This is a genomic window from Sphaerisporangium sp. NPDC051017, from assembly GCF_040683095.1.
Lineage (GTDB): Bacteria > Actinomycetota > Actinomycetes > Streptosporangiales > Streptosporangiaceae > Sphaerisporangium.
In genome coordinates this window covers 131833-156677 of record NZ_JBFBCI010000008.1, presented here as the reverse complement: position 1 = coordinate 156677, position 24845 = coordinate 131833, and the positions used below count along the sequence as shown (strand labels likewise).

Annotated in this window: 24 protein-coding genes and 1 pseudogene; 10 read left to right on the top strand and 15 right to left on the bottom strand. The window is 69.1% G+C overall.

Translation table 11 applies throughout. From position 1 onward, the window contains the following. Positions 1–205: 205 nt before the first annotated feature. Positions 206–526 carry a type II toxin-antitoxin system RelE/ParE family toxin gene (locus tag AB0M95_RS10315; RefSeq protein ID WP_363761807.1) on the top strand — a complete coding sequence of 107 codons (321 nt, stop codon included), beginning with the start codon at positions 206–208 and terminating at the stop codon, positions 524–526. Beyond that, positions 523–810, top strand: coding sequence for a helix-turn-helix transcriptional regulator (locus tag AB0M95_RS10310; protein WP_358525524.1), 288 nt, complete (start codon positions 523–525; stop codon positions 808–810). Before AB0M95_RS10315 ends, AB0M95_RS10310 begins: the two co-directional genes overlap by 4 nt. Positions 811–1103: 293 nt before the next feature. Here AB0M95_RS10310 and AB0M95_RS10305 read toward each other — a convergent pair whose 3' ends face one another. The 3 genes from AB0M95_RS10305 to AB0M95_RS10295 form a co-directional block, all read right to left on the bottom strand. Beyond that, positions 1104–1295, bottom strand: coding sequence for a DUF397 domain-containing protein (locus tag AB0M95_RS10305; protein ID WP_363761805.1), 192 nt, complete (start codon positions 1293–1295; stop codon positions 1104–1106). A 2-nt stretch (positions 1296–1297) separates the two neighbouring features. Further along, a complete protein-coding gene (locus AB0M95_RS10300; RefSeq protein WP_363761803.1) occupies positions 1298–2128 on the bottom strand; it encodes a DUF5753 domain-containing protein in 831 nt (276 codons plus the stop codon). Between the two features lie 167 nt (positions 2129–2295). Continuing rightward, the gene (locus AB0M95_RS10295) at positions 2296–2571 is read right to left on the bottom strand and encodes a GntR family transcriptional regulator (protein ID WP_358525520.1); all 276 of its coding nucleotides are present in this window, start codon (positions 2569–2571) and stop codon (positions 2296–2298) included. Between the two features lie 864 nt (positions 2572–3435). Between AB0M95_RS10295 and AB0M95_RS10290 the strand changes: the two genes are divergently transcribed. The 3 genes from AB0M95_RS10290 to AB0M95_RS10280 are packed head-to-tail and all read left to right on the top strand — an operon-like array spanning position 3436 to position 4387. Further along, on the top strand, positions 3436–3726 hold the full coding sequence (locus tag AB0M95_RS10290) for a hypothetical protein (protein ID WP_363761801.1): 291 nt from the start codon (positions 3436–3438) through the stop codon (positions 3724–3726). Next, positions 3723–4100, top strand: coding sequence for a hypothetical protein (locus tag AB0M95_RS10285; protein ID WP_363761800.1), 378 nt, complete (start codon positions 3723–3725; stop codon positions 4098–4100). The genes AB0M95_RS10290 and AB0M95_RS10285 overlap by 4 nt, the downstream gene beginning before the upstream one ends. After that, positions 4097–4387 carry a hypothetical protein gene (locus AB0M95_RS10280; RefSeq protein ID WP_358525516.1) on the top strand — a complete coding sequence of 97 codons (291 nt, stop codon included), beginning with the start codon at positions 4097–4099 and terminating at the stop codon, positions 4385–4387. The genes AB0M95_RS10285 and AB0M95_RS10280 overlap by 4 nt, the downstream gene beginning before the upstream one ends. Positions 4388–4851: 464 nt before the next feature. On the opposite strand, the gene AB0M95_RS10275 is transcribed toward AB0M95_RS10280, so the two are convergent. The 3 genes from AB0M95_RS10275 to AB0M95_RS10265 all read right to left on the bottom strand — a co-directional run bounded on the left by AB0M95_RS10275 (position 4852) and on the right by AB0M95_RS10265 (position 6502). Beyond that, positions 4852–4974 carry a hypothetical protein gene (locus AB0M95_RS10275; protein ID WP_363761798.1) on the bottom strand — a complete coding sequence of 41 codons (123 nt, stop codon included), beginning with the start codon at positions 4972–4974 and terminating at the stop codon, positions 4852–4854. 199 nt (positions 4975–5173) lie between these two features. Further along, entirely contained in the window at positions 5174–5377 is a 204-nt protein-coding gene (locus AB0M95_RS10270) for a heavy-metal-associated domain-containing protein (protein ID WP_363761796.1), read from the bottom strand. Between the two features lie 51 nt (positions 5378–5428). Further along, a complete protein-coding gene (locus AB0M95_RS10265; protein ID WP_363761794.1) occupies positions 5429–6502 on the bottom strand; it encodes a quinone-dependent dihydroorotate dehydrogenase in 1074 nt (357 codons plus the stop codon). A 373-nt stretch (positions 6503–6875) separates the two neighbouring features. Between AB0M95_RS10265 and AB0M95_RS10260 the strand changes: the two genes are divergently transcribed. Then, positions 6876–7439, top strand: coding sequence for a hypothetical protein (locus tag AB0M95_RS10260; RefSeq protein ID WP_358525506.1), 564 nt, complete (start codon positions 6876–6878; stop codon positions 7437–7439). Positions 7440–7997: 558 nt separating this feature from the next. After that, positions 7998–9284 (top strand): NDP-sugar synthase, encoded by a 1287-nt coding sequence (locus AB0M95_RS10255; protein WP_363761792.1) that lies wholly within the window; start codon positions 7998–8000, stop codon positions 9282–9284. Between the two features lie 307 nt (positions 9285–9591). Here AB0M95_RS10255 and AB0M95_RS10250 read toward each other — a convergent pair whose 3' ends face one another. The 3 genes and pseudogenes from AB0M95_RS10250 to AB0M95_RS10240 form a co-directional block, all read right to left on the bottom strand. After that, a complete protein-coding gene (locus AB0M95_RS10250) occupies positions 9592–10725 on the bottom strand; it encodes a hypothetical protein (protein WP_363761790.1) in 1134 nt (377 codons plus the stop codon). Positions 10726–10903: 178 nt separating this feature from the next. Beyond that, positions 10904–11902, bottom strand: coding sequence for a hypothetical protein (locus AB0M95_RS10245; RefSeq protein ID WP_363761911.1), 999 nt, complete (start codon positions 11900–11902; stop codon positions 10904–10906). 132 nt (positions 11903–12034) lie between these two features. Then, positions 12035–12220 (bottom strand): annotated as a pseudogene (locus AB0M95_RS10240) (NAD-binding protein); the annotation flags it as partial. 24 nt (positions 12221–12244) lie between these two features. On the opposite strand from AB0M95_RS10240, the gene AB0M95_RS10235 reads away from it, so the two are divergent. From AB0M95_RS10235 to AB0M95_RS10225, 3 genes are all read left to right on the top strand, one after another. Beyond that, positions 12245–13066 (top strand): helix-turn-helix transcriptional regulator, encoded by an 822-nt coding sequence (locus AB0M95_RS10235; RefSeq protein WP_363761788.1) that lies wholly within the window; start codon positions 12245–12247, stop codon positions 13064–13066. Between the two features lie 243 nt (positions 13067–13309). Then, positions 13310–14659 carry a hypothetical protein gene (locus AB0M95_RS10230; protein WP_363761786.1) on the top strand — a complete coding sequence of 450 codons (1350 nt, stop codon included), beginning with the start codon at positions 13310–13312 and terminating at the stop codon, positions 14657–14659. Beyond that, a complete protein-coding gene (locus AB0M95_RS10225; RefSeq protein ID WP_363761784.1) occupies positions 14656–17655 on the top strand; it encodes an acyltransferase domain-containing protein in 3000 nt (999 codons plus the stop codon). Before AB0M95_RS10230 ends, AB0M95_RS10225 begins: the two co-directional genes overlap by 4 nt. Before the next feature lie 91 nt (positions 17656–17746). On the opposite strand, the gene AB0M95_RS10220 is transcribed toward AB0M95_RS10225, so the two are convergent. Genes AB0M95_RS10220 through AB0M95_RS10195 form a run of 6 tightly spaced genes read right to left on the bottom strand, consistent with a single transcriptional unit; the run spans position 17747 to position 24817 of the window. After that, entirely contained in the window at positions 17747–19009 is a 1263-nt protein-coding gene (locus AB0M95_RS10220; protein WP_363761782.1) for a PP2C family protein-serine/threonine phosphatase, read from the bottom strand. Next, complete coding sequence (locus AB0M95_RS10215; protein ID WP_363761780.1) at positions 18984–19451, bottom strand: ATP-binding protein; 468 nt, start codon at positions 19449–19451, stop codon at positions 18984–18986. The genes AB0M95_RS10220 and AB0M95_RS10215 overlap by 26 nt, the downstream gene beginning before the upstream one ends. Further along, entirely contained in the window at positions 19451–19771 is a 321-nt protein-coding gene (locus tag AB0M95_RS10210) for an anti-sigma factor antagonist (RefSeq protein WP_363761778.1), read from the bottom strand. The genes AB0M95_RS10215 and AB0M95_RS10210 overlap by 1 nt, the downstream gene beginning before the upstream one ends. Beyond that, entirely contained in the window at positions 19771–21855 is a 2085-nt protein-coding gene (locus tag AB0M95_RS10205; protein WP_358525493.1) for an isoamylase, read from the bottom strand. Before AB0M95_RS10205 ends, AB0M95_RS10210 begins: the two co-directional genes overlap by 1 nt. Further along, positions 21852–22187, bottom strand: a complete 336-nt coding sequence (locus tag AB0M95_RS10200) for an STAS domain-containing protein (protein WP_358525491.1) — start codon at positions 22185–22187, stop codon at positions 21852–21854. Before AB0M95_RS10200 ends, AB0M95_RS10205 begins: the two co-directional genes overlap by 4 nt. Positions 22188–22195: 8 nt before the next feature. Continuing rightward, complete coding sequence (locus AB0M95_RS10195) at positions 22196–24817, bottom strand: AGE family epimerase/isomerase (protein ID WP_363761776.1); 2622 nt, start codon at positions 24815–24817, stop codon at positions 22196–22198. Positions 24818–24845: the final 28 nt, after the last annotated feature.

Sequence of the window (24845 nt, the reverse complement as noted above, 5' to 3'; positions counted from 1 at the left end):
TGCCCGTTCTGGCGGAGGGCGCCGATTACGCGTGAGCTCGGGCACTTCGCTGGTCTTGCCGCCGATCCGCCGCTGTCCCAGCACCACGCCACGCCGGTGATGCAGCAGCGACAGCAGTTGCGGCGCCGGTGACTTGCCGTGGCCCGCGCCGCGCACGGTCTTGCCGTCCGCCGCTGAGGTGGAAGCGTGGTATCTCGCGCTCTGTGTGAGCGATCCGGAGACCGCGGACCTGATCAAGGATGCAATCGATCAGCTCGCCGAGGAAGGCCCGACGGCCAGGCGCCCGCTGGTTGATCGGATCCGAGGCAGTCGCTACCACAACATGAAAGAGTTGCGGCCGCCCTCGTCCGGTACGAGTGAGATTCGGATGCTCTTCTGCTTTGATCCGATACGGGAGGCCATCTTTCTGGTCGCTGGCGACAAGGTCGGTAACTGGGAAGGCTGGTACAGGAAAGCGATTCCTCTGGCCGACGAGCGCTTCACCGAGCATCTGATCGCGCTGAAGGAAGAAGAGGAGGCCCGATGAGTGCCAGGTACAGCAAGTGGAGTGACGTCAAAGCCAAGGGGCGAGCATTGGACCCCCGTAGTGACGCCGAACGTGCTGCTGGGGAGGCCGCTGCTCGTGAACGCCGCGAGGCCTACGTGCGCGGACACCAGCTTGCTGAGATGCGCAAGGCCACCGGGATCACTCAGGCCGAACTCGCCGAGGCACTTGGAGTCACTCAAGCCAGGGTTTCCAAGATCGAGCATGGAGAAGTGTCTGGTATAGACGTCGTTCGAGACTATGTCACCGCGCCGCGGCCACGTTGAGCTGGTTGCCACTCTGGGTGATCGCACCTGGAAGGTCGCCTGATTCCGCATCCTCACACGGAAAACCTCATGGCTGTCGATAAGCGGCGAAGTCGGCCGCGTCCATCGTGCGTCGGTGCCATGACGCTTGGGTAGCCGTCGGGCGCGCGCCCGGCCACGCTTCAGCCTGGAAAACCAGTCCGAGCGGAGCGAGGCCCATCCGATAGTCGACCGGTGTTGACCATGCTCCCCCGTCACGGAGGGCGACGGTTCAACTCCCCAACGGTCAGCGTCCGGGCGGTTGCAATGGGCCGTCAGCGAAGCGTCGCGAGGAACTCCTTCCAGGCGTCCGGCGAGAAGGTCAGCGTCGGGCCAGAAGGGTTCTTGCTGTCACGGACCATGAGGAGACCGGGAAGGTTCGAGGCCACCTCAACGCAATTATCGCTGTTGATACCGCTATAGCTGCTCTTACGCCACTCTGGACCGGACTTGAGGTAGTCCCTCATGATCACTCCTTAGACGCGGCAATCAGTGCCGCAGACTCGGCAGGGGGCAACGCCTTATCCGCTATGCGCTCGAACGTCAGCTTAAGTCCCCGTACCTGATCGGCTGCCTCCACATACACGTCGCCGGCCGGGCTCCCTGTGTATCCGACGTCTGGATCTTCGTCGCCGAACGACAGTACCGAGAAGGCACCATCGAGCCCGGCATGTGTCCCAGCGGCCAAAGGGAGGACCTGAAGGGTCACGTTGGGCCTGTCAGCTGCCTGGATAAGCTCGTCAACCTGGTGCGCCATCACGTCAGGCGACCCGATAGGGCGCCGTAGGACGTACTCGTCGATGATGGCGTGGAGCAAGGGGGCGTTCCTTCCCAGCATGGCGATCTTCCTCGCCATTCGGGCATCCACATGGCGCGCCAACTCCGAATCACCCAGCTCCGAGCCGACTCGGAACAACTCCCGCGTGTAGTCCTCCGTTTGGAGTAGCCCAGGAACGAGCAACGGCTCCCAGGTATGGATGGCCGTGGCTTCAGCCTCTAACACGACGTAGGAGCCACTGAAGATGTCGGAGTATGCGGTCCACCAACCACGGCGGCTGGCATCTCGACAGAGTTGGACCAGTCCCGCCTTGGTCGCGGAGTCAGCGCCGTAGAGATCGCAGGCGTTCGCAACGTCAACTGTGCTTGGCATGGTCCGCGCGTTCTCGATCCGGTTGAGCTTTGGGCGGGACCAGCCGAGTTGGGATGCGGCCGCGTCCGCAGCGAGGTCGGACGCCTCGCGCAGTCGGCGCAGCTCGCGCCCCAGACGACGCTGTCGAACCGTTGGACTCTTCACCACCATGGCACCCAGTGTGACGGCACGACCACGAAAGTTCTACGTGAACAGCGCTTGCCATCGTGCACAGTACACGTGCATCATGGTCTCGCTGGACCACCACTCAGAGTGAGGACATGATGACACAGACGATCGGAGCCGTCGGCCGCATCGGTTTTGCCGAGCGCGGTGCTTCACTCGTCGGTCGGTTCCCACTCGTCTCGCGGGCGGACGAAGGTGCCCACACCAGACTCCGCGTGGATGAACTTCTCGCGCTCAAGCCGGTCGACGGCCTTGCGGATAGTGTTCCGGGCGGTGTCCGGAAATGTCTGTTCGAGCTGGGAAAGGCTGGGGATGGGGTAGCCGGTCTTGTACTCACCGGCCTCCAGCTCGCCGCGCAGAATGTCGTAAATCTGCTTCCACTTGGCCCTGTCCTGGCGCCACTCAGGTCCCGAATCCCCCGCTCTCATCACGTCGTAGACCGTAGAGGGCCATGCTATTGCCCGCTTCTGCAGACCAGGGCACGGCCAGGCATGGCAGGGCATGGCAGAGATCTCCTTCTTGCTGCCCGGACGTCAGCGACGAGGGAGCACTCGATGCCGGCTCGACCTGATCGCGGACCCGACAAAGCAGGTCGAGCCGCGCAGAAGGCCGGAGCCTTTCCGGGACGACTCCCGACGTCCCGGCGCTGAGCCGGTGCGGCGGCACGGTGAGGCCTGAACTCCTGAGCCGTCGCACCTTCCATCCCGTAAGTCCAAAACGGGTCCGCCCGGCGGTAGCGCGCACAGGCGGACCCAGACCGCACTCTGGAGGTGCGATCCCGTGGGTAATCCTAGGACCCTCAACCGGCCGTCGTTCCGGTTGATCCGCGTCCGCCACGTCGCCGACGCCCCGCCCAAGCCACTCGGCTGCCGGTGGTGCGGGCATCCGCCCTACGCGCATGACGCGGCGAGTCTCCCCCATCGGCGGCAGCACGAGTGGGAGCACCCTACGACCGCGCAGATGCGTGCCCGCCTGGACGTGCGTAGGCGGCTGGGTCTGTATGGACCGTTCCCTGCCGGGGCTCCGTGTCCGGCCCGGCCGGCGAGGATTCACCCGGCCGCCGTCCCCCGTCCCGTGCCTCTTCCTGCTCTCAGCGCTGTCCCCCCTCCCCTTCTCCGGCATGTCCCCAGCCCCTCATTCCGACCGGCCGCCCTCGCCGTCCCCCCAAGTACCGGACGTGCGTCCGTCACCAAGACCCTGCCCAACGCCCTGTCTCAGCCCGGCACTCTGCCGCTGCCCGGCTTCCAGCCGGGACCCGCTGCGCGCCAGCCGTATCGGACGGGAGCGGCGGCGTGAGGCGGGTTCCCGGGCGGCACCGGATCGGAGCCGCGCCGGTTCGGGTGAGCCCGCGCCGGTGGGATGTCGCGAAGACGGCGGCGGCCGCGCAACTGGATCAGGTCGAGCCCGCGTGGTTCATCTGGTATGGGGTGGATCTGCGGCGGTTCGTGGCTATCGCGATCTGGCGTACCGATGGGCCTCTGCGGATTCACGCGGCGACCGTTGAGGAGCTGCGTGAGCTAATGCGTGAGGCCGAGTTGGAGGCAATGGCCTCGTTCGTGCCGGGGCGAGCGTGGGTCGCGTGAGCGGGCTCGGCAAGCACGCGGGCGAGCCGGGCGGCGAACGGTCCGACCCGTACGGTTTCGGGCCGGGCGCGGGGATCTCGGTAGGCGGGTACTTCCCGCGCACCACCCTGCTCGGGACTCAGGAGAGGGCTCGTGGCACTGAAGCGGTAGTCAGCCGCCCGTCGTACGCGGTCGGGCTCGTCGTGCCGTCCTGGATCTTGCACGCCGTGCCATGGGATGCGGCCGTCCCCGGCGTTGCGACCACGGCGATGTGCGCGGCCAAGGCACGGGTGGCGGCGATCTCCCGGCTTCCCGTCATCTGGACGCCGCTGGACCCTATGGCGTGTCAGGACTGTGCGGTCGCCGTCGCCGCGACACGGGAGGCGCGGCCATGAAGCTCACCGCCACGGAAGGCAACGCCGATCACGGGTATCACGTCCTCCAGCCCGGGACCGACTGTGAGGCGGTCACCTGGCAGCCGGTTACCGAGGTGGAGGCACGGCGGAGGGTGGTGCGCTGGACCTGCCAGTGCAGGCCGGTGGTCTACTACCTCGTCACCTCTGGTGGGCGAGGCTACATCGAACGGGTCGGTCCCGGGCAGGCGACGGCGCAGACGTTCCGCATGCGATACGCGCAGATCGCGGACCTGTGGGAGCGCATCCTTCTCGGGCAGGCCCGATGATGGCCCGGCAGGCGGACACCGGTTGGCACGGCGACTTCCTGCGGCTCGTGGCAGCCGGGGCTACGTACAGAGCGGCCGTCCGTAGCCTCGGAGTGAGTGCCGCGACACTGAACAAGCACTTCCGGGTCGACGAGGACTTCCGTTCCACGGCCGCCCGAGCACGCCGGCGGTGGCTGATGGGCCCACTTCCCGACACCAGTTGGCACGCTGGCTTGCCGCTGTTGATCACCTCTGGGCTGACGTTCGATCAGGCGGCCGCTCAGCTAGGCAGGAATCCGGTCACCGTTCGCACTCATCTGCGTCGATTCGCTCATTTACGCGACGCCGTGAACGCCGCGCTGCGAGCTGCGGGCAGGAGGGAACTTCGGTTGTCACCCGGGCCTTCGGTCGACGTCATGGCCGATCTTGAGCGGGAGAATCCGGGGCCGATCCGGCTGGCGTGGCATCTCGAAGACACCGGCATTCTAGCGATCCCGATGGTCGAGGATCTTGCCCGGCAGAAGGCCACGGTCCGGCAGTGGGCCGAGGTCCTCGATCTTCCTGTCGAACCGCGTGACGGCAGGCTGGTCGTCATGGTCATCCGGCACGGCGTGCGTGTCTGTATCTCGACATCTGTGGACACGTGCCGTCCGGGAGAAACCCACGCATCCGAAACTACCTCGGAGCCGCCTTCACCCACATCGTTGGGGGCACCGGACACGCGCCCGGCCCCGCTTCAGCCCGGAAATACACCCCGAGCGGAGCGAGGACCTCTTCCGAGGCGAGTCACCTCCGAAGTGAGAGTGGTCAGGCGACCTTGTAGCCGGCTTCCTCTATGGCGGCGCGGATGGCCTCGTCGTCCAAGGGGGCGGTGCCGGTGACGTCGACGCGGCCGGTCGGGAGGTCGACCTCAACGGCGGCGACGCCGGGGACCTCGCCGACCTCCTCCTTGACCGAGCTGACGCAGTGGTCGCAGGTCATTCCCGTCACGGTGTACGTGCTGGTGGTCATTCGCCCGTCCTTCCGGCCGTGATACCTAACCAGGGTATGGTACGACGGCCCTCAGCCCGCTACGCGGCCGACCACGTCCTGCACCGACTTGTACCCGTGGCGCCGCAGCCGCCGTGACAGGCCGCGATGGATGCGCCACGCCCACAGGGGCCCCTCGTAGATCATCCCCGTGTACCCCTGGACCAGCGTGGCGCCCGCGAGCAGCCGCTCCCACACGTCGTCGACGTCCTCGACGCCCCCGACGGACACGAGGGTGACGCGGTCGCCCACGCGGGCGCGCAGCCGCCGCAGGACCTCCAGGGAGCGGGCCTTCAGCGGCGCGCCGGACAGACCTCCGGCCTGGGCGGCCAGGCCGGCCCCGGCCTTGGAGAGGCCCTGCCGGCTGATGGTGGTGTTCGTGGCGATGATGCCCGCCAGGCCGAGCTCGACGGCGAGGTCCGCGACGGCGTCGACGTCCTCGTCCGCCAGGTCGGGGGCGATCTTGACGAGCAGCGGGGTGCGCCCGGCGGCCTGGAGCACTTCCTTCAGCAGGGGCCTGAGCAGGTCGACGGCCTGCAGGTCGCGCAGGCCCGGCGTGTTGGGAGAGCTGACGTTCACGACCAGGTAGTCGGCCAGAGGGGCGAGCTTGCGGGCGCCCGCGACGTAGTCGCGCACGGCCAGTTCCTCCGGGATGACCTTGGTCTTGCCGATGTTCACGCCGACGACCACGGGCAGACCGCGGGGACGGCGCAGCCGGCGCGCGGCCTGGTCGGCCCCCTGGTTGTTGAAGCCCATGCGGTTGATGATCGCGTGGTCGGTCACCAGCCGGAACAGCCGGGGGCGGGGGTTGCCCGGCTGGGCGTGGGCGGTGATCGTACCGACCTCGACATGCCCGAAGCCGAACGCGGCCAGCGCCTCCACGCAGCCCGCGTCCTTGTCGAACCCGGCCGCGAGCCCGAAGGGGCTGGGGAAGTGGACGCCGAACGCCTTCACCCGCAGCGCCTCGTCCCGCGGCGCCAGCCATCGGTACAGGCGCCGCTTGGCCACGGGCGCGACCGAGAGCGCCCGGAGTGCGCGGACGGTCATGTGATGCACGGTCTCGGCGTCGAAACGGCGGAGCACCTGTGCGAAGAGCAGTCGATACATCACGGATCAGCGTAGCCGGGATCAGTTGAGGCTCTGCCCGAGGTCCCGGCACATCCGCCGCAGGCGGGTGAGGCGCCGGCCCCGGCATAGCCGAACAGGCGGTCCACCACCCGGACGATACGTTCCACGTGGTGCACCACCCCGGTGGCCTCCGTGCGTGCGGGGCTGTGGTTCAGCGGTTTGCCAGCGGGGCGCGATGTACGGCGGGGGCGGCGACGTCCCGCGCTGCGGCCTGGGCTCTCGTCGCAGGTCGTCGTGGGTTCTCTGTTGGTGGGTTGGTGTTGTGATAGTGCGGCGCAATGGGTGGCAAGGGGATTGCAAGCGGGGTGGGCCAGAATACGGGCATCGAAAAGAGCACGAAAGGACCGCTCCGATGACGATCAACCGCACTCTCACCGGCCTGGCCATGGCCGCCGCCATCGTCGCGATCGCCCCCGCCGCCGCACAGGCCGCGACCGGCGCGACGGGAGCGGTCACCACGGGCTACTCCCCCGCAGGCGCCTCCGCCGTCAACACCTCCGCCGGCACCTCGACCTCGGACAGCTCCGCCGGCGCCTTCGCCAACAACTGGGGGGCCTACTACGCGCCGGGCAAGCGGGCCAAGGCGCTCGGGTCGCTGTCGTTCACCGGTGAGGACCACGAGGTCATCCCGACCGCCGACACCGTGAAGATCTCAGGGAAGGTCTACGACCTCAGCCGGTCGTCGGCCTGCGGATGGGCGGTGTTCCGGATCACCTACCGGGACGACACGGGCAACCTGCCCTTCAAGCACCGCAGCATCCTCGACTGCTCGTACGGCTCGCCGAAGTCCTTCTCGTTCACATCCCACGACGTCTACCAGGTCGAGCTGAAGGTCTGCTCCGAGGGCAAGGCCTCCAAGCCGTCCCTCAACTGCCTCTACGCCGGGACCTGGAAGACCCTCTACCTGTCCAAGTGACACGGCGCGGCGGCGGCGCACCAGCACCGGAGCGCCGCCGTCATGGACGCGGACGCACAAAATATGTTCCGGTCATCACACAATCATTTCGGCGGTATTAACGGGCGACCGTGAACGTACGTGAATCCACATGTAACAACAGATGAGGGCGCGCGCCGACGCTCCGAAGTGGTCATGTGTAAGAGGGCGAGACGATCCTTACACGGGCGGCGGAAGAGCGCCGACCATAGGGCTTCCCAACCCCGCAGACGAATGACCTGCGCAAATAAAGCCGGAAAACCGTGGGCGATCACCCACGGTCACGATAAACACCAAATTAGCGACATGACCTCGACCTGACGCAATACCATCGAATATTGTCACGCCCGATCTGACTGCCGAACGGTGAATGATAACAATGGAGCGCGTCCTCCTCATCACCGTTCTCAGGGGGCACCATGGCGCACCCGCCCGCAGGGTCCGCACAGAGCCGGAGCGGCGCTCCGGCCGGCGACACACCGCTCACACCACCCACCGAACGAAGCCGCCGACGTAACGCGCTCCCACCCGGGGGCGCGGGTGTCTGAGATCACCGGAATAGCCCTGGCAGGGGGCAAAGGCGTGCGCGCCCGCCCGCTGACGCTCGAAGGGCCGGGATACCTGCGCAGCAAGGCGACCGTCCCTTTCATCGGGCGTCCACTCATCGAGTGGCAGATCAACTCTTTTCACCAGCAGGGCGTCGAGAATTTCTATATCGCGGCCAACGGCCGTGAGAATCGCTATCAGGTCAAGGACGCGCTGGGTTACGGCGAGACGCTGGGCGTCCGCGTCCAGTATTCGAGGGCCCGGGCCGACAGGTGGAACACGGGGTCGGGTCAGGCGACGCTCAGCGTGGCCGAGGAGTGGAATCTCAAAGGGCTCGCCGTGGTCTTCCCCACCGACTCGCTGTTCGAGTTCGACCTGGCCGAGCTCGTCGAGGGCCATGTGCGCAGCGGCGCGCTGGTCACGGTCGCCACGGTGCACCGGCAGGCCCGCGAGGTGGCGGGCACCTACGGCACGATGGTCGCCGACGACGACGGGTGGATCCGCGAGTTCGTGGAGAAGCCGCCGCTCCAGGTCGTCAACGCCATGGTGGCCGACCCGTCGCGGGTGCCGATCAGCACCGGCCTGTACGTGATCGACTGCCGACGGCTGCGCGAGCTGGCCGCCACGCCCGCGCTCGCGGCGCTGGCCCGCCTCAGGCTGGACTGGGGCAGGGACCTGCTGCCGTGGCTTGTCTCCAACGACCACCCGGTCCGGCACAGCCCGATCACCAAGGTCGGCGACCTGGGCAACCCGCGCGACTACCTGACGACGCTGGTGGACGCGCTGTCCGGGGGATATCCGAGCCTGCGCGGCACGGGCACCCTCACCATCCACCCGTCCTCGCTGGCGCGCCGCGACGAGGTGAGCGGGATGACACTGGCCGCCAAGATCGCCTCCGGCCTGGTCAAGATCGGCCCGAACGTGTGGATCGGCAGGGACGTCGAGATCGGGCCGGGCGTGGTGATGCGGGACTCGTACGTCGGCGACGGCGTCGACCTGCACGCGTGGTGCCACCTGGAGCGGGTGGCCTGCCTGGACGGGGCGATCATCGGCCCGGCGGCACGGCTGGTCGACACCCACGTCGGGATGATGGCGTGCGTGGAGTCCTCGCTCCAGGCCGTGACCACGCTCGACGGGTACACGGCGCTCGGCCACGAGGCGATCGTCCAGGAGGGGACGCGCCTGACGGGCGTCACCGTGGACCCGCGGCTGACGGTCCGCAGCGGTGACGACGTGCCGGCGGGCACGCAGCTCACCACGGTGGGCGATCTCGTGGACTGACTAAGGGCGCCCCGAACCGCCGTGCCGAAGGCGCGGCAATAGACACAGTTCGGGGCGCGGCGGTGTTCTGGAGGAGGAGGGAGGAAGGGTGAGGAACGAGCCCCTTCCGAGTGACGACGGAAGAACGCCGCCTGAAGTGCGCCCCGAACACGCCCACCGGACTCGGAACGCCGCCATCCCGCCGGCCTCGCCATGGCGCCTCAGCAGGCGGGACCGGCGGGCGGGACGGCCACCTTCACGTCACTTGTCCGGGTTTTCCAGTCTTCTCCCTCGCGCGCGTCCGTGCGCACCCGTCCGGGGGGCGATGTCACATGCGAGCCGTGTTCTTACCGTTCTCCGGCGGCCCGGGCGGCGGCACCTCGCTGTCGTACTCGCTGGCGCCGTACCCGACGCCGCCGCCGAACCCGGGAGGGTCGTCGTCGGGCATGTCCCCGAGGTCGTCGTCCCCCCAGGCCATGCCGATCTCCTCGTACAGCAGGTACGTCTCCATGGCGTGCGCGTGCGGCGCGTAGCGGGTGCGCAGGCTCTGGAAGACCTCCCACGCCTCCTGCTCGTCGCGCTCGGCGGGCAGCCCGACGTTCTGCGCCGCGCGCAGCGTGTCGGAGAAGCTGCGTTCCTCACGTCCTTGCAGGCTGACGGCGGCGCGCGGCAGCACCAGGCAGAGCTCCGAGGCCAGGCGCTGCATGCACCGCGAGCCGGTGGTGAGCAGCGCCCGGGTGCAGGGCGGCGCCCAGTGCGGCGAGACCGCCTCGGTGACCGCGGCGATGTCGAGGACGGTCACCGCCGCCTCCAGCCAGCACAGTTCGCCGACGGGGCGGGAGAACGTCAGGGCCGGGTAGGCGACGTGGGTGGTCTCGACGTCGGTCATCCAGTCGGTCCACTGGCCGAACATCGTGTCGAGGTGGTCGCGCGAGCCGGTCCGCAGGTAGGCGACGAGCAGGGCGTCGGCGTCCTGCGACTTGACGACGCGGCCGGCGAGCCGCGCGACGGCCCGCTCGCGGCGGCCGTAGGCGTCGGTGAAGCGCATGATGTAGGTGGTGATGGCGGCGAGCAGCAGCGCCTCGGAGACCCACACGAGCCCGGCGAGCGGGCCGCCCTGCCAGCGGGCCACGTGGAAGTCGGACCACGCGACCGACCCGGAGGCCAGGCCGTTCAACGCCCATCCGAGCAGGGAGAACCCGAGCAGGGACGCGCCGACCCAGACGCCGGCGATGCCGAACAGCGTCACCGGGGCGCACATGTCGAGCACGCGTTCGCGCGAGTCGCGGCGGGGCAGCCGTTTGGCGATGGCGAGGACGCAGGGAGCCACCACGCGGAGCGTCGCGCGGGCGACCATCGAAGATCGCGCCCGGGGCGTGAGCACGGTGCGCAGCACGCTGAGCCAGACCATCAGGACGAGGACGGCTCCGGCGGCACCGGCGGCGATGACGATCAGGTGCATCGCGCCACCCCCGAAGACGAGGTGATGCGGCGCGCGTAGGTCCTACCGGTCCCCATTCAGGCGTCCTCCCCCCTTTCCGATCCCAAGTGTGCGCTGTGAGGAGGAAGAGGCCCAGAGAGCGTTGATGATGGCAGTGGTAGTGCCACGCAGGCCGTCCCGAGCCGGGTCCGAAAACGGCTCAATCGTCGCCGAGTTCGGGGTACAGGTAGCGCGAGCGGTTCGCGACCGCCTCCTGCACCCACCTCTGGAAGTCGGCCTGGTTCATGTCGGCCCAGCGCGGGGTGTCCTCGACCTGGGCGCGCCCGATGCGGCGGCCGAGTTCGACGGTGGCGTTGCCCTCCTGGCAGCGTTCGGCGTCGTAGGCGGCGAGCGCGGAGGCCCAGGTGCCGTGCTCGCCGGCGATCCGTTCGAGGGCGAGGGCGTCGCGCAGCGCCTTGACCGCCCCGGCGCCGGTGTGGGGGCGGGCGACGGTGCCGGCGTCCCCCATGAGCATGACGCGGCCCGAGACGTACGTGGGGGTGGTGACGTCGAAGATGGGCTGGACGGCCATGCCCGCGGTCCCGGTCTTACGGACGAGCTCGCGCCAGCCGGCGGAGAGGCGTTCGTCGACGAGGCGGAGCAGGTGGCGGGCCAGGTCGTCGGTCACGCGTCCCGGGGGGATCCAGGCCTCGCCCTCCAGCCGGAACCAGGCGGGGAGCCCGCCGTAGACGCCCCAGTTCAGCAGGCGCCCGCCCGGGGTGGCTCCGTGTTCGAAGCCGGGGATGCTGGGGATGTGGTACAGGATGGCGTGGCCGCCGTCGAAGCACGCGGTCACGGCGCCGCGCCGGGTCACCTCCCGCAGGACGGGGTCGGTGAGCAGGTTCTCGTCGCAGGTGCCGCGCCACAGGACGTATCCGGCGTAGTTCAGCCGGGATCCGGGGTCGACCAGCCGGCGTAATCGGGACTGGTAGCCGTCGGCGCCGATGAGCAGGTCGAACCGTTCGGTGGAGCCGTCGGCGAAGCCCAGCTCGCCGCCCTCCACGTCGGCGCGTACGGTGGTCACGGTCGTGCCGCCGCGGTAGACGTCGTCGGGCACTCCGGCGCGGATGCCCTGCCACAGCAGACCCCAGGTGGTGAAGGCGGCGGGCAGCGCCTGGCGCCAGACCAGCCTGCTTTCCCGACCACTCAGCTCCACCATCCAATTGCGCTCCGCATTCAAAATGAATGGTACATTTTTCAGAACGTAACCGCCCGAAACAAGTTCGTATTGCATTTCGATGGGGAGCGCAATACCCACCCCCCGGCCCCTCAACTCCCCCCGGGTTCTTTCATAGACCGTGACGTCACAGCCCAAACGGCGCAGCGCGACGGCGGCGGCGCAGCCGGCGAGGCTGCCGCCCACGATGCCCACCCGGCTTCCAGCCAGAGCCAAAACTCCACCTCCGGATACCACTCGATGACGATATGCCGGTAAGTGACCTACAGTCGTAACGACGTGCGCACGACCGGCACGCATCACGTCAGGTGCAGGGGAGACTTCGTGTCCGGCAGTATCGAGAGAAGACAGGAGCTCGCCCGGTTCCTACGCAACCGCCGGGCACGCATAACCCCTGAACAGGTCGGTCTTCCCGCCGGCGCCCGAAGGCGTACCCAGGGGCTGCGCCGCGAGGAGGTCGCCGTCCTCGCGGGCCTGAGCCCGACGTGGTACACGTACCTGGAGCAGGGCCGGGACATCCACCCGTCGCCGCAGGTGCTCGACAGTCTGGCGAATGTTCTGTGTCTGGAGGAAGACGAGCGGAAGTACATCCACCAACTCGCCCTCGGCCGGACCGCGGCGGAGATTCCGAGCGATCTCGACGACGAAAGCAGGCATCTGGTAACGCAGGTGACCCGCATCGCCGGGTACGGCCCCTTTCCGGTCTACGCGGCGAATCAATACGGTGAAGTCCTCGCCTGGAACAAGGCCACGACCGACTGGTACACCGACTTCGGCGAGCAGCCGGAGGGCCGCAGGAGCATGCTGAGGTGGATGCTCACGGCCCCCGAGGCGCGGGAGCGGATCATCGACTGGGCCGAGGACACCCGTGACGTCGTGGCCCGGCTGCGGGCGGCATACGCGAGCCGGGCGGCCGACCGGCGGATGAACCAGCTCGTGCGCGAGCTGGAACGGGAGAGCCCGGAGTTCCGCATGTGGTGGAACGAGCAGCACGTCCGTGAGCAGCACGTCCGCCCGCGCACGCTCGACGTGCCGGGGCTCGGGACCTGCACATTCAAAATCGCGGTGCTCCGTGTCATGGACAGTCCATTCCATTCCATCGTGGTGCATCTGCCCATCGACGGCCCTCCGAATACCTCTGTATAGCATTTTCCCTCACACGGCGTAGGATTCCGTCATCTTTGGATTGACGCCTGGATTCCGTCTGGCTGATCGTGGGACCCGCGACAACGACGACCGAGCAGTCACGGAGCCGGACGTTTCCAATGTCGTCTGCCCTGATTAACGTCCAGGCCATGGTGACGCTCGATCGGTCCTGCCGTCCCCAGGCAAGTCCGGCGTGTTAACGCGGCCTGGGGAATTTGGGGGACCACAATGCACTGGAATTTCGTGGGCCGGAATGAGCAGCTCGAAAGCATCCGCGTGTCGTTGCGCGCCCGGGTGGCCGGCCCGATCATCATCGAAGGTGAACGAGGCATGGGCCGCACGGCCCTGCTCGAGCGCGCGCTCGAGTCCGAGGAGGCCTCGTCCTTCGAGATCGTCCGCGTCGAGGCCTCGGAACCCGCGTCCGGGGTCGCCGCCCGCGTCCCCGCGAACGGGCGTCAACTACTCCTGGTGGTGGACGACGCGCACCTGAGCGACCACGCCACGCTGCTCAGCCTGCGGGACATGTGCAGGCAAGGGGCCGGAACGCTCCTGGTGACCACCGCGCCCGAAGGCTCCGTGCCGCACCCGGACCCGGCGGACAGCCTGCGGTTCGAGCCGCACCGGCGGAACGTCCACCTGCCGCCGCTGGCCCTGGACGACGTGACGACGTTGCTGGCCGACATCATCGGCGGCCACGTCCGGCACGCCACGGCCGAGGCGCTGCACGCCGCCTCGGGAGGCAGCCCGGCTCTGCTCCGTGAACTGATCACCTCGTGCGACCTCGGCGTCCACTTCGTCCTCCGCAACAACCTCTGGGAGTTCCGCGAGGTGAGCACCTGGACCTCCGGAGGGACCCGAAGGTCCCTCGAACTCCTTTCCAAGGCCACGACCCAGGCGTGGTACGAGCTCCAGCTCGAACGCGCCCACGAACTGTGCAAGGCTGCGGTGTGGTGCGGCGCCGGGGAGATGGTCGCCCCGGTGCTCGCCCACCTGCTGCTGCTCCACTGCCGGGCCCAGGACGTCGTCGACTTCCTGGACTCGATGCCCGACGACACCGTTGAGACGACGCCGCACCTCGCGCTGGCGAAGGCGATGGCCATGGCCTTCGGGCTCGGTCAGCCCATGGGAGCCGAGGATTTCCTGCTCAAGGCCGCGCTGCTGCGCGGTCCCCGCCCAGGCGGGCGGTATCTCGCCTACCGGTCCTGGATCCAGGCCCTCACCGGCCGCGGGTCCGAGGGTTCGGCGGGCATCGGGAACGTCGACCGGGACGACCGGGAGACGGCGCTTTTCGTTCATGCCGCGCGGGCGACGGCGACCATCGCCACCGACCCGCACGAAGCGGTGTTCCATCTGCGACGCGCGCTGGCGCTCGGCAACTGCGGCGTTGACGCCGGGCCGCCGTGGCTGTCGCCGTACATCACGGCGTGTCTCATCGACGCGCTCCTGCTCGCCGGCAGGTCCGGCGAAGCGACTCTCCTGGCGAGCGACTTCCACGGTGGCGAGCAGAACTCCGGATGGGACGTCGCGGTCGCGATATCCACGCTGACCGGCCAGGGGAGAACGAAGGTCACAGGCGGAGTGGAGGCCGCATGAACAGCACCCCCAGCCCCCGAGAGCCCATCGCCATCGTCGGCGCCGCGTGCCGGTTGCCGGGGGCGTCGAGCGTCCCCGCGTTCTGGGACGTCCTGGTCGGAGAGTGCGACACCGTCGGGGAGATCCCCGTGGAACGGTTCGCCTCCAGCGACACCACCCAGGCGACGGCGCAATGGTGGAACCGCATCCCCGCGCGCGCGGGCGGTTTCCTGCAGGACATCGACCAGTTCGACGCCTCGTACTTCACGATCTCTCCCCACGAGGCGGTGCGCATCGACCCGCAGCACCGCCTTCTCATCGAGGTGACCGCCGAGGCCATCGACGACGCGGGCATCTCCCAGCAGGGCCTGGCCGGGAGCAGGACCGCCGTCTTCACGAGCTGCCTGCCGTCCGACTACTGGGACATCCTGCGCAGGGCGGGCCTGTACGACATGCACGCCGCGGTCGGCGCGGGCAACTGGGGAACGCTCGCCGGCCGCATCTCCTACCTCTTCGACCTGCGCGGGCCGAGCATGGGCATGGAGGCCACGTGCTCGACGTCCCTGCTGAGCGTCCACCTCGCGTGCAGGGAGCTGTGGAGCGGCAACAGCACGCTCGCCATCGTCGGCGGCGTCAACCTGCTGCTGGCCCCTGACCTGTACCTGAGCCTCGCCGACGCCGGGGTGCTCTCGCCGTCCGGCCGGTGCCGGTTCGGCGACGCCGGCGCGGACGGGTACGTGCGCAGCGAGGCGGCGGTGAGCATCGTGCTCAAGCCGCTCTCCCGCGCCCTGGCCGACGGCGACCAGCTCTACGCGACGATCATCGGTTCGGCCGTCAACAGCAACGGACGCGGGTCGGGCACCCTCATCGCGGCCGGTGTGGACGGCCAGGAGGCGATGCTGCGCGACGCCTACGAGGACGCGGGCGTGGCACCGGGCCAGGTCGCCTACGTGGAGGCGCACGGGCCGGGGACGCCCCGCGGCGACCTGACCGAGCTGGACGCGCTCGGCCGCGTGATGGGCGAGGGACGCGAGCCCGGGCACACCTGCCTGGTCGGCTCCGCGAAGTCGAACGTCGGCCACGGGGAGGGCGTCTCCGGGCTGATCGGCCTGGTCAAGGCGGCGCTGGCGCTCAAGCACAAGATCATTCCCGCGACGCTCCACGTGAAACAACCCCATGCGCTGTTCGACGAGCCCGGCATGCCGCTGCGCCCGGCCCGGCGCACCCAGCCCTGGCCCGACCGGCCGGGCCCCGCGGTGGCGGGCGTCAGCTCGTTCGGCCTGTCGGCGACGAACGCGCACATCGTGCTGGCCGAGGCTCCCGCGGTGGTGGAGGCACCGCGGCGCAAGCCGAGTTCCACGCCCTTCCTGCTGCCCCTGTCGGCGCGCGACTCCCAGGCGCTGCCGGAGATGGCGCTGCGGTACGCCGACGCCCTCGACGCCCCGGGGACGGACCTGTACGACATCTGCCACAGCGCGGGCGCGCGCAGGAGCCACCACGAGCTGCGGCTCGCCGTCGTGGGCGGCGGGCACAAGGTGGCGGCCTCGCTGCGGGCCTTCGGCGCCGGGGCCTCCCCCCAGTCGGTGGTCGGCGGGAGCTACCGGGCGTCCGGGCCGTCCCGGGTCGTGTTCGTCTTCCCGGGGCAGGGTTCGCAGTGGGTCGGCATGGGCCGCGAGCTGATGGACCAGAACCGGGTCTTCGCGCGGCGCATGCGCGAGTGCGACCGCGCGATCAAGGCCGAGCTGGGCTGGTCGGTCATCGACCGGCTGGGCGAGGACACCCCGCTGACGGCCACCAGTGAGGTGCAACCCGCGCTGTGGGCGGTGCAGGTCTCGCTGGCCGCGGTGTGGCAGGACTGGGGCGTCACGCCGGACCTGCTCATCGGGCACAGCATGGGCGAGGTCGCCGCGGCGACCGTCTCCGGGGCCCTGACCGTCCGCCAGGGCGCCGCGGTGATCTGCCGCAGGAGCGTGCTGCTGGACGGGCTCAGCGGCTCGGGCGCGATGTGGGTCGTCCACCTGGACGAGGAGCGGGCGCTGGAGGCGATCGGCGAGCGGTCCGGCCAGGTGTGCGTGGGCGTGGTGAACAGCTCCCGCTCGTGCGTGCTCGCGGGCGACCCGGACGCGATGGCCGAGGTGATCGGGCCGCTGCGCGACCAGGGCGTCTTCTGCCGGCAGGTGCAGGTGGACTACGCCTCGCACGCGCCGCAGGTCGAGCCCGTGCGGCCGGCCCTGCTGGACGCACTGTCGTCCCTGCGCCCGCGGGCCGGGGCCGTGCCGCTGCACTCCACCCTGCTCGACCGGGTCATCGACGGCTCCGTGCTCGACGGGGACTACTGGATGGAGAACCTGCGGCGCCCGGTGCGCTTCGCCTCCGCGATCCGCGCCGTGCTGGCCGACGACACCCCCACGCTGTTCGTGGAGATCAGCCCGCACCCCCTGCTGAGCGCGGTCATCGAGGACGAGATCGCGATCTCGGGGGCCGACGCCACGGCGGTGCCGTCGCTGCACCGCGAGGAACCGGAGCAGGAGTCCCTGCTGCACGGCCTCGCGCATGCCTACGTACGGGGCTGTGATCCCGCCTGGGAGCGCATCTACCCCGGCGGGCGGTACGTCCCGCTTCCGTCGTACGCGTGGCAGCGTAAGCGCTTCTGGGTCGACCCGCCCGCGGACACCCGGCCGGCGCCGGTGGCCGAGCCGGACTTCGTGGAGCCGGCCCGCGCCGACGCCCCCTACGACGGGGCGGACCTGGCGACGTCCTCGCCGGAGGCGTTCAGCCAGTACCTGATGCTGCGGTTCGCCGAGTTCCTGGGCCTGCCGCCCGACCAGCTCGACCCGGAGGTCCCGCTGACCCTGCACGGCCTGGACTCGGTGCTCGCCGCCAAGCTGAGCGCCCGCGTCAAGACCGACCTGGCCGTGGAGGTGCGCATCGGCGAGCTTCTCAGCCCGCGCCCGCTGGGCCGCCTCGCCGGGGAGCTGTACGAGACGGTTACGGCCGTTCCCGTCGAGCGGACCTGACGACCGCAAAGGCCCGGCGCCGGACGCTGCCATCGCGTCCGGCGCCGGGCCTCGCCGTTTTGGGGCGAATATCCGATGACGTGTTACGGCGTTACGGTCCCGCGAAACCTGCGGGCGGCGTGCGGCGCAGGGCGAGCATGGTGATGTCGTCGCTCTGCTCGGCGTGGCCGGCGAAGTGCCGCACCGAGGCGTCGACCTCCTCCAGCATCGTCTCGGCGTCGCGGCGCCTGTCGTTCTCCAGCAGGTCCACCAGCTTGGGCATCCCGTACAGGCGTCCCTGGATGTCGCGTGCCTCCACCACGCCGTCGGTGTAGGCGAACAGCGTGTCACCCTGGTCGAGCTGGACGTACCCCAGGGTGTAGGAGCTGTCGGGCAGGATGCCCACCGCGGGGCCGGTCGGCGGGAGCAGCGTGCGCCTGCCGTCGGCGTGGACCACCACCGGCGGGTTGTGGCCGCCGTTTATGTAGAGCACGACGCCCGAGACCGGGTCCAGGACGCCGAAGAACATGGTCGCGAAGTAGCCCTGCTTGAGGTGGTTGCGGGCCATGTACCTGTTCGTACCGAGGATGGCCTGCACCAGGGGTCCCGCCCCGAGCGACAGCAGCGGCGCCGCCGACCCGGCGGCCCCCTCGCCGTCGACCGACAGCAGGAACTCGTCCTCCACCAGGCGCGACGCCCCGGTGTGCTCGGCCGTGTGCCGCAGCAGCGTGCGGATCAGCGCCATGAACAGCGCGGCGCCGATCCCCTTGTCGCACACGTCCGCCACGACGAACGCCAGCCTGCGGCCGTTGACGATGGTGAACACGTCGTAGAAGTCGCCGGCGACCTGCTTGGCCGGGCGGAACCGCGCCCCGACCTCCCAGCCCTCCGGCACGGGAACGTTCTCGGGGAGGAACCCCGACTGGATCTCGTGGGCGATGTGCAGATCCCGCTCGTACTCGCGCAGGCTCGCCAGCGCCGCCATCTCCTCGACCGTGGAGCTGAGCTGCGACCTCTCCTGGCACGAGTTCATCCGGCTGCGCAGCAGGGTGCGCCGGAAGGGCGGGGTCACGAAGTCGAACCCGCCCTCGACGCACTCCTCCAGCGCGGCCAGATCGTCCTCGGGGAAGGAGATGATGGTCGGCATCCGCCCGTCGACCATGAAGTGCTGGCCGACCAGCGCCACGCGTTGCAGGCCGAGCGAGGCGGACACCATCAGCAGGTCGGGCTGTGGTGACGTCTCGGTGCGCATCGTCAGATCGTCCGGGCTGCTGTGCGCGACGTCGAACCCGTCCGCGCGCAGCACCTCGTCCAGCTCGGCCACCACCTGCGGCATGACCGACTCGGCCTCAAACACCACCAGCGCGTTCGGCATCGACTCCTCCATGTGCCTCGCCGGAGGTGGTCAGCCGCATGATCAACGTATTGCGGTTGCGCCCCCCGACGTATTGATATCTGAACTCGTCCACCTTGCCGAGCGCGAGCATCAAGCCGTACCCGCCCAGCTCACGGACACTGGGCGGTACGGCGAGACGGGGGGCGGGGTCGTACGCCCGGGGGTCGAAGGCAGGGGCGTCGTCCTCGATGCGCAGATACAGCGCATCGGCGTCGACGCCCCCTTCGAGGTCCACCACACCGTCGCGCCCGCGATAGCCGTGCTGGACGATGTTGGTGGTGATCTCGTCGGCGGCCAGCCTGAGCCAGTAGGCCGGACGTGTCGCCAGTCCGGCCCGCTCGGCCAGCGCGCCGACGAAATCGCCGACCGGCCCAGCGATGGACGCGCCCGAGCCATCGACCTTGAGCCGGCACGCGAACATCAGGCCTCCAACGTTTCCCGCATGACGATGCTGCGGTCGAAGCCCGTCAGCCGGATGGTCTCCGCGACGTCGGGCTGGGTGCCGACCAGCAGGATCTCCGCCTCTTCCGGCATCTTCTGGTGCGCGAACACCAGCGAGCGGATCCCGGCCGACGACATGTAGGAAAGCTCTTCGAGCAGCAGCACGAGCCTTTCGACACGCTGGTCCGCGGCCCGGACCACGAGCTCGTTGAGCTCGGGGGCCGAGCGGCCGTCGAGCTCACCTTCGAGCCTGATGGTCGCGGTGCTGCCCTCGATCTGCATCCTCACTTTGAACGCCATCACTCCTCCTTCCCGTTGTCTCGTTGGTCCACCTGGACGCGATGAGCGACCAGGACGACGACGCTGCGCGGGCCCACTTCCACGCGGGACTGGTTCTGGAGCGGCGGCTCGGCGCCCGGTTCGTGCGCGTCCAGCGGCGAGGGGGCCGAGGTGTCGGCGAACAGGTGCCAGGCGGTGCCGGCGGGGGGCGTGGGCAGCTCCAGGCTGTGGCCCTCCCAGTGCGCGTTGGCGGCGACGTACACGCAGTCGTCCGCGCCTGCGTCGAACATGCCGGCCAGCACGCGGCAGCCCTCCGACCAGTCCGCCGTCCACTGGCGGACGCCGTGCCAGCTCACCGCCGAGGCGGGGCCGCGCCGGAGCACCGGGTGGGCCTGGCGGAAGCGGATCGCCTTCTGGACGAAGCGGAGCTGGTCCGCGTTGCGCTCGACCAGGTCCCAGTCGAACCATGTCAGCGGGCTGTCGTGGCAGTAGGCGTTGTTGTTGCCCTGCTGGGTGCGCCCGACCTCGTCCCCGGCGAGGATCATGGGCACGCCCTGGCTCGCCAGAAGGATCATGAGGATGTTGCGCATCTGGCGGCCGCGCAGGGCGATGATCTCGGGGTCGCCGGTCGGGCCCTCGTGGCCGCAGTTCCACGACTGGTTGTTGTTGTCGCCGTCCCTGTTGTCCTCGCCGTTGGCGTAGTTGTGCTTCTCGTTGTAGGACACCAGGTCGTTGAGCGTGAACCCGTCGTGGCACAGGACGAAGTTGATGGTGGCGGAGGTCCCGCGCCGGCCGTACATGTCGGGCGAGCCGACCATGCGGGTGGCCAGGTCGCCGGCCACGCCCGTGTCGCCCTTGACGAACCGGCGCACGGTGTCGCGGTAGCGGCCGTTCCACTCCGACCAGCGGCAGTAGTTGGGGAAGCTGCCGACCTGGTACAGACCCGCGGCGTCCCACGCCTCGGCGATCAGCTTGCAGTCGCGCAGCACGGGGTCGTAGGCCAGGGACTCCAGCAGCGGTGGGTTCCACAGCGGCGAGCCGTCGGGGCCGCGGCCGAGGATGGCCGCCAGGTCGAACCGGAAGCCGTCGATGTGGTATTCGGAGGCCCAGTAGCGCAGGCAGTCGAGTACGAACCCGCGGACCACGGGATTATTGCAGTTCAGCGTGTTGCCGGTGCCGCTGAAGTTGTAGTAGTGGCCGTCCGGCGTGAGCATATAGTAAGTGGCGTTGTCCAGGCCCTTGAAGGAGATCGTGGGCCCGTGCTCGTTGCCCTCCGCGGTGTGGTTGAACACCACGTCCAGGATGACCTCGATGCCGGCCTTGTGCAGCTGCTTGACGAGGTTCTTGAACTCGTCGGCCTGCATCCCGTACCGGCCCGTCGAGGCGTAGGACGCCTTGGGCGCGAAGTACGCCACCGTGTTGTAACCCCAGTAGTTGGACAGCGGCTCCCCGGTGACCGGGTGAGAACGGGGGTTGTCGTTCTCGTCGAACTCGAATATCGGCAGGAGCTCGACGCAGTTCACGCCGAGCTCTCGCAGGTAAGGGATCTTCTCGATCAGGCCCGCGTACGTGCCCGGCGCCGAGACCCCCGAGGTGGGGCTCTTGGTGAAGCCCCGCGCGTGCAGCTCGTAGATGACGAGATCCTCGTGCGGGAGGCGCAGCGGACTGTCGTCCTCCCAGTCGAAGTCGTCCAAGGCCACCCGTGACCGCCGCGGCCCTGTCGAGGCGTCGCTCATGAGCCGCGCGTAGGGGTCGGCCAGCACGACGGAGGGGTCGAACCTGTGGCCGCGCTCGGGGTCGAACGGGCCGTAGGCGCGGTACCCGTATTCGATGCCCTCGGCGTCGAGGTCGAACACGGTCATGGAATAGACGCCGCCGATGACGTAGGAGTCGGGGAAGGGTAGCTCGGCCATCGGCTCGGGCTCGCCCGCCCGGTACAGCACCAAGGTCATCGCGGTCGCGTTGTTGGAGTAGACGGAGAAGTTGACGCCCCCCGGCACCGGGGTCGCGCCGAACGGCAGCGGCCGTCCGGCGCGCACCGAAAAGCCGCCGATCGAGCGCGTCGGGTAGGCGTCGATCCGTTCGATCGCCGGGCGTGCGGTCATACCGTCAACGCCTTGACGCCGTCTTCCACCGATCCCGCGACGGTGAAGAAGTCGAGGAACCCGGTGGCCGCCATGATGTCGTGCACCTCTTCGGGCACCCCGGTGAGCGCGAGGCGGGCTCTGCCGTTCTGCGCCCTGCGGTAGATCAGCAGCAGGACGCGCAGGCCGGCGCTGGACATGTAGGTGGTGCCGCTGAGGTCCAGCAGCACCAGCCCCTCCTCGGGGAACAGGGCCTCGATCTCCTGCTGCGCCTGGGGCGCCGTCCGGCTGTCCAGCGAACCTTCCAGCGCGATGACGGTGACGTCACCGCGTACCTCGGTACTGAGTCGCATGACTCCTCCTAGTTGCCAACCGGCGACAGGTGAGCGCGGACCCTGAGGGCGTTCTTCGAGTCGGGGAGCTTCACGGTCAGCGCCGTGGCGTCGAAATCCTGGTAGGGCCGGCCGTCGATCTCGACCCAGTCCAGCCGCACCCGGCCGGGGGGCAGCGCGTCCGGCGCGACCCGCAGGATCCGGTCGGCGAAGCCGTCGGGCTTCGGGCGGAAGTGCAGGGTGAGCGGCTCGTCGTCCAGGAGCAGGCGCTGGTACACCGTGGCGAGGAAGCACAGCTCCGCGCCGTGGTACATGCTCATGGAGTGGCTGCCCTTGGACCGCTCGTTGCCGAGCAGGTAGGGAAGCCCGTTGGCGAGGACGTTGAAGTAGACGCCGCCCTCGTCGTGGTCCAGGAAGAAGCTGTTGTAGAACGCCGACGACTCGCGGGCCCGGCGCCGGAACTCGGCGTCCCCGGTGTGCCCGGCGAGGATCTGGTAGGCGAGGATCGCCTGCTCCTGCTGCCACCAGGCCTTGCGGTCGTGCCAGACGAACCGGTGGACCTTCTGGCCCTCCTGCAGGTGCTGCTCGACGACGTCGTACCAGCCGCCGCGCTGCGGGTCGGCGCCGACCTCCGGCATCTTCCTGCCGATGTCGACGGCGAGCCGGCTGTAGCCGTCCTTGGGGCGGACCGCCATCATCCGCATCAGGTTCCAGGCGATCTTGAGGTTGTGCCCGACGACGGCGCGGTCCTGCTGCCAGCTCCAGGAGCGGTCCGCCGACCAGTCGGCGTGGAAGCGCTCCTGCACGAACGGGCTGCCCTCCTGGGGGAAGTGCTTGACGATCAGGTCGAACGTCTCCTCCAGCATCTCGGCGTGGCGCGGGTCGCCGGTGCCGAGGTACAGGTTCGTCAGGTACGCCGGCGCGTGGTCGCCCACCGAGTTCCAGTTCTTGCGGGAACGGTTCGGGCCGAGCGACTCGTGGTGCGGGCTGAGCAGGATCGGGTCGATGTGGGAGTACCAGCCGCCCTGCTCGGGGTCGTGGTAGAACTTGCGGAACAGGCGCAGCGTGCCCTCGGCGTCGTCGAGGATCTTCGGGTCGCCGGTGAGCCGCCACAGCTGGATCGGCCCGGCGAGTGCGTAGATCTGCTCGTACATCGGGATGGCGTCGTAGTCGTCGCCGAACTCCGAGGTGAACAGCTTGTGCTCGGTGCCGTCGCGCACCTCGATGCCGTGGTACCAGTACACGACGTCCTCGTCGCGGTCCACGAAGCGCATGTGCTCGCGCAGGTACGCGGTGCCCTGCTCGGCGACGTCCAGGAAGTCCTCGTCGCCGGTCAGCATGTAGGCCGAGGCCATGCCGTAGATGAGGCGGGAGATCGTGTCGGTCTCCTGCACGCCCTTCTGACCCGCGTTCTTCTCGCCGCCGAGCCGCAGCGCGGTGCGGTAGTTCGCGTAGTCGATCGTGCCCTCGCCGAACTGCGCCTTGCGGTAGAACTTCGCGAGCGCGCTGAGCTGGCGCACCCACCAGTCGGGGCGCTCGAAGTTGTACTCGTCGGGCTGCCTGCCGAGGAAGACCACGCGCTTGGCCTCGAAGGTGTAGGCGCCGTTCTCGGGATAGTGGAGGCCGTACGCGAACAGGTACCCGCCGGGCTTCAGGAGCTCGTCCAGGTGGCCGGTGGCGTCGACGTACGGCTCGCCGAGGTTGCGCAGGAACTCCGCGGAGGTCGTGGAGGTCAGCCGCGCCTGGATCGCCTTGCCCTCGTTGGTCTTGAGGTCGATCGTGTCGCTAGCGGGGTCGTAGCCGGTGATGTAGCCGGCCACGAGGTCCGAGAAGGTGAAGTCCGGCTGGTAGCCGGCGGGACGCTGCGGGGTCGCCCGCTCCAGCGCGGTGCGGCCGTTGCCGTTGGCCGGCGCGACGAGCTGGGAGATCACCGCGGTCGCGCCGTTCCCGTTCCCATTCCCGTTGCCGTTGCCGTGCCCGTTCGAGCCGTTGCCGGTGATCTCGGGGAGGGCCGCCGGCGTCGAACCGGCCGCTCCCGCCCCGGCCGTGACGAGCAGGCGGGGCTTGGGGGCGCGGGCGGCCGCGACCAGGTCGATCATCATGCGGGCGAACTCGTGGCAGTGGTTGAAGCTGCGTCCGGTCACGAGGTCGCCGTCGACGACGACGTCCTGGTCGGTGTAGATCGCGCCCATGTTGCGCGCGTCGCCGACGAGGTTGTTGTGGCAGGTCAGCCGGCGTCCCCGCACGACCTCAGGGATCGGCGCGGCGAGCCACAGGCCGTGGCAGATGATGCCCTTGAGCAGGTTGGGCCGCTCGAACGCCCGGCGCAGAAGCTGGACGGCGGGCGCGAGCTGGTTGACGTCGTCGGTGTAACGCAGACGGTCCGACACGATGCCCGAGGGCACGATGAACATGTCGTACTCGTCGAGCTTGTCGTCGTCGACCGCTTCCAGGTCGCCGGACACGGTGAACGGGTTCCCGTACTCGTGCCCGTGGAAGGTGATCGACTCCTGGCCCCACAGCCGCGTGAGGAACTCGACCCGCGCACCTTCCTCCGTGAACCTTCGCTGGTAGTAGTGGATCTCGGGCTCGACGAAGTCGCTCTCCATCAAGATCGCGACCGTGCTGCCGGCCAGTCGCTTTTCACTCACGTTGCACCTCACGTCATCACAAGATGGA